Consider the following 8,149-nt stretch of genomic DNA (forward strand, 5'->3'; position numbering starts at 1 on the left):
ACCCTTGTGCCGTCGGCCCGCCGGAATGGGCCGCTCGGGGCGCCTGCGCGCCGAAAAAACCCAACAAAAACAATAAGTCCGGGAATCACAACATGAAGCGCGTCGCATCAACCCTGCTGCTGGGCAGCAGCTTGCTGGCCACCCTCCCCGCCACTGCCGGCGAATGGCTGCAATGGCACGGCGAAAGCCTGACCTACCTGTACGGCAAGGATTTCAAGGTCAACCCCGACATCCAGCAGACCCTCACCTTCGAGCACGCCAACAAGTGGAAGTACGGCGACACGTTCCTGTTCGTCGACAAGATCTTCTACAACGGCAAGGCCGACCCGGGCAAAGGCGTGACCACCTACTACGGCGAATTCAGCCCGCGCCTGTCGCTGGGCAAGATCACCGGCAAGTCATTCGCCTTCGGCCCGATCAAGGACGTGCTGCTGGCGATGACCTACGAGCGCGGCGAGGGCGACAACGAGGCTTACCTGATTGGTCCTGGCTTCGACCTGAACGTTCCCGGCTTCAACTACTTCACCCTGAACGTCTACCTGCGCAACACCGAAGGCAGCCGCCCCGGTGACAACGTCTGGCAGATCACCCCGGCATTCTCCTACACCCTCCCGGCAGGCAAGTCCGATGTCCTCATCGACGGCTACATGGACTGGGTGGTGGACAACGACCAGACCCGCCGTGGCACCTACCACGCCAACCTGCAGTTCAACCCGCAGGTCAAGTACGACCTGGGCAAGGCCCTGAACCTGGGGGCCAAGCAACTGTACGTGGGCTTCGAGTACAGCTACTGGAAAGACAAGTACGGCATCGACAGCCGAGGCAACGTGCAGAGCAACCAGAACGTGTTCAGCGCCCTGGTGAAAGTGCACTTCTGAAAACCTGACCGAACGACCAATTTTGCAGCACGGTGCTCCAGGACGGAGCACTTGAGGACCGGCGCGCAAGTGAGTAATCTGCGCGCCCCCTCGATCAGGGCCGGACGGATCCGGCCCGCGTTTACTGACCGCTCAGTCAATGAATACGGGCGGTTGGCCAACGTGTTGGCAGCCTGAAACACCCTTTTCATCCGTTCAGAAAGACGTCGAGCAGGATGGTTGTGACCAACCCGGAAAAGTTGGCGCAGCTCTTGCCAAACAGCTGTGGCCAATCGAAAAAAGCTGACTTTAAAGACAACAAAAGCGCCACCACGAGCGCTGACGACTGATCCAATCAAAGGGAGCGACTTGAGCAATGCGTACCATCAACAGCCTGATCCTCGCCGGCGGCCTGCTGGCCTGCGGCACCACCTTCGCCGGCGACCTGCTGCAATGGCAGAACAACAGCCTGACCTACCTGTGGGGCAAGAACTTCAAGGTCAACCCCGAGATCCAGCAAACCGTGACCTTCGAGCACGCCGATGCGTGGAAGTACGGCGACAACTTCATCTTCGTCGACAAGATCTTCTACCAGGGCAAGAAGGACGCCAACAACGGTCCGAACACCTACTACGGCGAAATCAGCCCGCGCCTGTCGTTCGGCAAGATCTTCGACCAGAAACTGGCCTTCGGCCCGGTCAAGGACGTGCTGCTGGCGATGACCTACGAGTTCGGCGAGGGGGATACCGAGTCATACCTGATCGGCCCAGGCTTCGACCTGGACATCCCTGGCTTCGACTACTTCCAGTTGAACTTCTACCAGCGCACCACCGACGGCAGCCGCCCAGGTGACAATGTCTGGCAGATCACCCCGGTGTGGTCGTACACCATCCCGGTGGGTTCGTCCGACATCCTGATCGATGGGTTCATGGACTGGGTGGTGGACAACGACGAGAACCGTCGCGGCACCTACCAGGCCAACCTGCACTTCAACCCACAGGTCAAGTACGACCTGGGCAAGGCGTTGCACCTGGGTGAGAAGCAGTTGTACGTGGGCTTCGAGTACGACTACTGGAAGAACAAGTACGGCATCAAGGACAGCGATGCGTTCACCACCGACCAGAACACCGCAAGCCTCCTGGTCAAGGTGCATTTCTGAGTTGAGGCGGGGGCTGCTGTGCAGCCCAATCGCGGGACAGGCCCGCTCCTACAGGTTCAGCGCAATACCTGTAGGCGCGGGCTTGCCCCGCGATCCGGGGTTCTGCCCCGGCCCCCCCCCAGCGATCAAGCCGCCGGCCGCAACACCCGCCACACCTTCCCGGCCAGGCCCACCACCGCCAGCACCACCGCCCCGGCCACCACACCCGCCAGGCCATTGAGCAGCGCCCCGGTCAGCGCACCGCCGCGCCCGGCACTGAACGCTTCGATCGCGTGATGCAACGGTTCGATGCCATGCACCAGGATCCCGCCGCCGACCAGGAACATCGCCGCGGTGCCGATCACCGACAGGCTCTTCATCATGTACGGCGCCGCCCGCAGGATGCCGTTGCCGATCCCCCGCGCCAGCCCCGAGCCCTTCTTCGTCAACCACAAGCCCAGGTCATCGAGCTTGACGATGCCCCCCACCAGCCCATACACGCCGATGGTCATGACGATGGCGATGCCCGACAGCACGATGATCTGCTGGGTCAGTGGCGCATCGGCCACGGTGCCGAGGGTGATGGCGATGATTTCCGCCGACAGGATGAAGTCGGTGCGCACCGCGCCCTTGATCTTGGTCTTCTCATAAGCCACCAGGTCGACGGCCGGGTCGGCCACCGCCTCGGCCCGCGCGCTGTGTTCGGCGGCGTCCTCTTCCTGGCTGTGCAGGAACTTGTGCGCCAGCTTCTCGAAGCCCTCGAAGCACAGGTAGGCGCCGCCCAGCATCAGCAGCGGTACCACCGCCCAGGGTATGAACGCGCTGATCAACAGTGCCGCCGGCACCAGGATCAGTTTGTTGACGAACGAGCCCTTGGCCACCGCCCACACCACCGGGATCTCCCGCTCGGCGCGCACGCCGGTGACCTGCTGGGCGTTCAGCGCCAGGTCATCGCCCAGCACCCCTGCGGTCTTCTTCGCCGCGACCTTGGTCATCACCGAGACATCGTCCAGCACCGTGGCGATATCGTCGATCAGCACCAGTAGACTGCTTCCTGCCATGTTTGCCTGTTTCCCGTGGGTTGGAGGGTCGAATTCTAGCGCAAAGTCGCCGCCTTGAGCCGCCGTCCGGGCCGGTGCTACCATGCCCGATCGCTCCACAAGCGACCAGACACGAGGAAGATCCGCAGACCATGAGCACGATTCGCGAGCGCAACAAGGAGCTGATCCTGCGCGCGGCCAGCGAGGAATTCGCCGACAAGGGCTTCGCCGCCACCAAGACCAGCGACATCGCCGCCAAGGCTGGCCTGCCCAAGCCCAACGTCTACTACTACTTCAAGTCGAAGGAAAACCTCTACCGCGAAGTGCTGGAAAGCATCATCGCGCCGATCATGCAGGCCTCCACGCCGTTCAATGCCGAGGGCGACCCCAAGGACGTGCTCAGCGGCTACATCCGCTCGAAGATCCGCATTTCCCGCGACCTGCCGCATGCCTCCAAGGTGTTCGCCAGCGAGATCATGCACGGCGCCCCGCACCTCTCGTCCAACCAGGTGCAGCAGTTGAACGAGCAGGCGCGGCACAACATCGAGTGCATCCAGCGCTGGATCGACCGCGGGCTGATCGCCCCGGTCGACCCGCACCACCTGATGTTCAGCATCTGGGCGGCGACCCAGACCTACGCCGATTTCGACTGGCAGATCGCGGTGGTCACCGGCAAGGCCAAGCTGGCCGAAAGTGACTATGACGCGGCGGCCGAGACCATCATCCGCCTGGTGCTCAAGGGGTGTGAGCCGGAAGTGGCCTGAGTTTGGGCGGGCCTCATCGCGGGGCAAGCCCGCGACGAGGCCGGTATTGAAACCCCTCGTCAGGCAGCCACCCCAGCATCCGCCATCAACCCAAGCGCCTCGATGGCGCTGATTGCGCACTGCTCGTCGATATCCGACGTATCCCCGCTGATCCCCACCGCACCCAGCACCTTGCCATCCTGATCGCGCACCAGCACCCCACCCGGCGCCGGCACCACCGGCCGCTCGCCCAACCCGTTCAACGCCGCGAAGAACGCCGGCCGCTGCTGCGCATCCAGCGCCAGCAGGCGCGAGCCCTTGCCCAGGGCGATAGCCCCCCAGGCCTTGCCCGTGGCCACCTGCGGCCGCAGCAGGCTGGCGCCATCCTCACGCTGCAAGGCCAACAGGTGCCCGCCGGCATCGAGCACCGCCACGGTCAAGGGCGCGGCGTCGATCTTGCGCCCCGCCGCCAGCGCCGCGTTCACCAGGCTGACAGCGACTTTCAAGGTCAATGCGTTCATGGAAAAGGTCCTCTTCTTGTTGTGAGAAGCCCTGAGGGCAGGTTGAAAACGACAGAACAATAGAACACAACGTAGTTATTTTTTGTATACAACATTTTTGTTCAGTTACGCACCACCCGACAGACTGCCCTTTTCTAGGGGCTCACAGCGAAAGCCATCTCCTCCGATGAAATGCATTGACCTGAGCCGCAGAGCGTGAATACACTCTGGCGAAAATCAAGTTGTATACAATTACAAAATCGATGAGGCACAAATCATGAGCAAAATGAGAGCAATCGATGCAGCCGTTCTGGTCATGCGCCGTGAAGGTGTAGAGACTGCATTCGGCATTCCCGGGGCCGCCATCAACCCGCTGTACTCGGCCCTGAAGAAAGTCGGTGGCATCGATCATGTCCTCGCTCGTCACGTCGAAGGCGCCTCGCACATGGCCGAGGGCTATACCCGCGCCAACCCGGGCAACATCGGCGTGTGCATCGGCACCTCGGGCCCGGCCGGCACCGACATGGTCACCGGCCTGTACAGCGCCTCTGCCGACTCCATCCCGATCCTCTGCATCACCGGCCAAGCGCCGCGCGCCCGCCTGCACAAGGAAGACTTCCAGGCTGTCGACATCACCAGCATCGTCAAGCCAGTGACCAAGTGGGCCACCACCGTGCTGGAGCCGGGCCAGGTGCCCTACGCCTTCCAGAAGGCCTTCTTTGAAATGCGCAGCGGCCGCCCGGGCCCGGTGCTGATCGACCTGCCATTCGACGTGCAGATGGCCGAGATCGAGTTCGACATCGACGCCTACGCGCCGCTGCCGGTGCACAAGCCCCAGGCCAGCCGCGTGCAGGCCGAAAAAGCCCTGGCCCTGCTCAACGCCGCCGAGCGCCCGCTGCTGGTGGCCGGTGGCGGCATCATCAACGCCGACGCCAGCGACAAGCTGGTCGAATTCGCCGAACTGACCGGCGTGCCGGTGATCCCGACCCTGATGGGCTGGGGCACCCTCCCCGACGACCATCCGCAAATGGTCGGCATGGTCGGCCTGCAAACCTCGCATCGCTATGGCAACGCCACCCTGCTCAAGTCCGACCTGGTGTTCGGCATCGGCAACCGCTGGGCCAACCGCCACACTGGCTCCGTCGAGGTCTACACCGAAGGCCGCAAGTTCGTGCACGTGGACATCGAACCGACCCAGATCGGCCGTGTGTTCACCCCGGACCTGGGCATCGTCTCCGACGCCGGCGCCGCCCTGGAGGTGTTCCTGGAAGTCGCCCGCGAGTGGCAGGCCGCCGGCAAGCTCAAGTGCCGCAAGGCCTGGCTGGAAGACTGCCAGCAGCGCAAGGCGAGCCTGCAGCGCAAGACCCATTTCGACAACGTGCCGGTCAAGCCGCAGCGCGTGTACGAAGAGATGAACCAGGTGTTCGGCAAGGACACCTGCTACGTCAGCACCATCGGCCTGTCGCAGATCGCCGGTGCGCAGTTCCTGCACGTGTACAAGCCACGCCACTGGATCAACTGCGGCCAGGCCGGCCCGCTGGGCTGGACCATCCCGGCAGCGCTGGGCGTGGTCAAGGCCGACCCGAAACGCAAAGTCGTCGCGCTGTCCGGTGACTACGACTTCCAGTTCATGATCGAAGAGCTGGCGGTGGGCGCGCAGTTCAACCTGCCCTACGTCCATGTGCTGGTGAACAACGCCTACCTGGGCCTGATCCGCCAGGCGCAGCGTGGCTTCGACATGGATTACTGTGTACAACTGGCGTTCGAGAACATCAACGCCACCGAAGCCGGCAACTACGGCGTCGACCACGTCGCCGTGGTCGAGGGCCTGGGTTGCAAGGCGCTGCGGGTGTTCGAGCCCGGCGACATCGCCCCTGCCCTGCTCAAGGCGCAGCAGATGGCCGAGGCGTTCCGCGTACCGGTGGTGGTCGAGGTCATTCTCGAGCGTGTCACCAACATTTCCATGGGCACCGAGATCAACGCGGTCAACGAATTCGAAGACCTGGCGTTGGTCGGCAACGACGCGCCGACTGCCATCTCGCTGCTGGACTGATCGCCTGACGCCCCCGCGTGCGTGGGGGCATTCAATGCAAGGAGACTCCCATGCCTCGCTTCGCCGCCAACCTGTCCATGCTGTTCACCGAGCAGGACTTCCTCGCTCGCTTCAAGGCCGCCGCCGACGCCGGTTTCAGCGGTGTCGAATACCTCTTCCCGTACGACTACAGCGCTGCCCAGATCAAGCAGCAGCTCGACGCCCACGGCCTGACCCAGGTGCTGTTCAACCTGCCCGCTGGCGACTGGGCCAAGGGTGAGCGCGGCATCACCTGCCACCCCGACCGCGTCGAGGAATTCCGCGCCGGTGTCGACAAGGCCATCGAATACGCCAAGGTGCTGGGCAACACCCAGGTCAACGCCCTCGCCGGCATCCGCCCGCAGGGCCCGGATTGCGCCACCGTGCGCAAGACCTTCGTCGACAACCTGCGCTACGCCGCAGAGAAGCTAAAGGGCGCGGGCATCCGCCTGGTCATGGAAATGATCAATACCCGCGACATCCCAGGCTTCTACCTGAACACCACGAAACAGGCGCTGGAGATCCAGGCCGAGGTGGGCAGCGACAACCTGTTCCTGCAGTACGACATCTACCACATGCAAATCATGGAAGGTGACCTGGCGCGGACCCTGGAAGCCAACCTCGAGCGGATCAACCACATCCAGCTGGCCGACAACCCCGGCCGCCACGAGCCGGGCACGGGCGAGATCAACTACCGCTTCCTGTTCGAGCACCTGGACCGCATCGGCTACCAGGGCTGGGTGGGCGCGGAGTACAAGCCCAAGACCACCACCGAGGCGGGCCTCGGCTGGCTGAAGACCCATAACGCAATTTAACGAACACCGCGGCCCCTGTAGGAGCGGCGGTGCGGCGCTCCCACAGGGTCCGCGCACCCTATAAGAAGAGAGGCACATTCTCATGGCTAAAATCGGTTTCATCGGCACCGGCATCATGGGCAAGCCCATGGCCCAGAACCTGCAAAAGGCAGGTCACAGCATCTTCGTTTCCACCCACCACGACGCCGCCCCGGCGGACTTGATCGCCGCCGGCGCAGTGGCCCTGGCCACCCCTAAAGAGGTTGCCCAGGAGGCCGAGTTCATCATCGTCATGGTCCCCGACACCCCGCAGGTCGAAGCCGTCCTGTTCGATGCCAACGGCGTCGCCGAAGGCGTGGGCCCGAACAAGGTGGTGATCGACATGAGCTCGATCTCCCCCACCGCCACCAAGGCCTTTGCCGAGAAGATCAAGGCCACCGGCGCCACCTACCTCGACGCCCCGGTCTCCGGCGGCGAAGTCGGCGCCAAGGCCGCGACCCTGAGCATCATGGTCGGCGGCTGCCCGAACGCCTTCGAGCGCGCCCTGCCGCTGTTCCAGTCCATGGGCAAGAACATCACCCGCGTCGGCGGCAACGGCGACGGCCAGACCGCCAAGGTGGCCAACCAGATCATCGTCGCCCTGAACATCCAGGCCGTTGGCGAAGCGCTGCTGTTCGCCGCCAAGAACGGCGCCGACCCGGCCAAGGTGCGCGAGGCGCTGATGGGCGGCTTCGCCTCGTCGAAGATCCTCGAAGTGCATGCCGAGCGCATGATCAAGGGCACCTTCGACCCGGGCTTCCGCATCAACCTGCACCAGAAGGATTTGAACCTGGCGCTGCAAGGGGCCAAGGAACTGGGCATCAACCTGCCGAACACCTCCAACGCCCAGCAGGTGTTCAGCACCTGCGTGGCGCTGGGCGGCGGCAACTGGGACCACTCGGCGCTGATCAAGGGCCTGGAGCACATGGCCAACTTCTCGATCCGCGGTGACGACGCCTGATTCGCC

General features: G+C 63.6%; 8 protein-coding genes. 6 read left to right on the top strand and 2 right to left on the bottom strand.

What is annotated here, in order from left to right; all coding sequences use genetic code 11:
* Positions 1 to 92: 92 nt before the first annotated feature.
* Both P0Y43_RS26900 and P0Y43_RS26905 read left to right on the top strand, forming a co-directional pair.
* On the top strand, positions 93 to 878 hold the full coding sequence (locus P0Y43_RS26900) for an outer membrane protein OmpK (protein ID WP_275640299.1): 786 nt from the start codon (positions 93 to 95) through the stop codon (positions 876 to 878).
* Between the two features lie 355 nt (positions 879 to 1,233).
* Complete coding sequence (locus tag P0Y43_RS26905) at positions 1,234 to 2,016, top strand: outer membrane protein OmpK (RefSeq protein WP_275640300.1); 783 nt, start codon at positions 1,234 to 1,236, stop codon at positions 2,014 to 2,016.
* A 125-nt stretch (positions 2,017 to 2,141) separates the two neighbouring features.
* On the opposite strand, the gene P0Y43_RS26910 is transcribed toward P0Y43_RS26905, so the two are convergent.
* Positions 2,142 to 3,056 carry a DUF808 domain-containing protein gene (locus P0Y43_RS26910; RefSeq protein WP_275640301.1) on the bottom strand — a complete coding sequence of 305 codons (915 nt, stop codon included), beginning with the start codon at positions 3,054 to 3,056 and terminating at the stop codon, positions 2,142 to 2,144.
* 131 nt (positions 3,057 to 3,187) lie between these two features.
* On the opposite strand from P0Y43_RS26910, the gene P0Y43_RS26915 reads away from it, so the two are divergent.
* Positions 3,188 to 3,799: a TetR/AcrR family transcriptional regulator gene (locus P0Y43_RS26915; RefSeq protein ID WP_275640302.1), complete on the top strand. Its 612-nt coding sequence runs from the start codon at positions 3,188 to 3,190 to the stop codon at positions 3,797 to 3,799.
* A gap of 59 nt (positions 3,800 to 3,858) precedes the next feature.
* Here P0Y43_RS26915 and P0Y43_RS26920 read toward each other — a convergent pair whose 3' ends face one another.
* Positions 3,859 to 4,299 (bottom strand): GlcG/HbpS family heme-binding protein, encoded by a 441-nt coding sequence (locus P0Y43_RS26920; RefSeq protein WP_275640303.1) that lies wholly within the window; start codon positions 4,297 to 4,299, stop codon positions 3,859 to 3,861.
* Between the two features lie 256 nt (positions 4,300 to 4,555).
* Here P0Y43_RS26920 and gcl point away from each other — a divergent pair, with 256 nt between their 5' ends.
* The 3 genes from gcl (at position 4,556) to P0Y43_RS26935 (ending at position 8,143) form a co-directional block, all read left to right on the top strand.
* On the top strand, positions 4,556 to 6,331 hold the full coding sequence (gene gcl, locus P0Y43_RS26925; protein WP_275640304.1) for a glyoxylate carboligase: 1,776 nt from the start codon (positions 4,556 to 4,558) through the stop codon (positions 6,329 to 6,331).
* Between the two features lie 50 nt (positions 6,332 to 6,381).
* Positions 6,382 to 7,164, top strand: a complete 783-nt coding sequence (gene hyi / locus P0Y43_RS26930) for a hydroxypyruvate isomerase (RefSeq protein WP_275640305.1) — start codon at positions 6,382 to 6,384, stop codon at positions 7,162 to 7,164.
* 82 nt (positions 7,165 to 7,246) lie between these two features.
* Positions 7,247 to 8,143: a 2-hydroxy-3-oxopropionate reductase gene (locus P0Y43_RS26935; RefSeq protein ID WP_275640306.1), complete on the top strand. Its 897-nt coding sequence runs from the start codon at positions 7,247 to 7,249 to the stop codon at positions 8,141 to 8,143.
* Positions 8,144 to 8,149: the final 6 nt, after the last annotated feature.

The sequence above is a fragment of the Pseudomonas entomophila genome, assembly GCF_029193575.1.
Classification (GTDB): Bacteria; Pseudomonadota; Gammaproteobacteria; order Pseudomonadales; family Pseudomonadaceae; genus Aquipseudomonas; species Aquipseudomonas entomophila_G.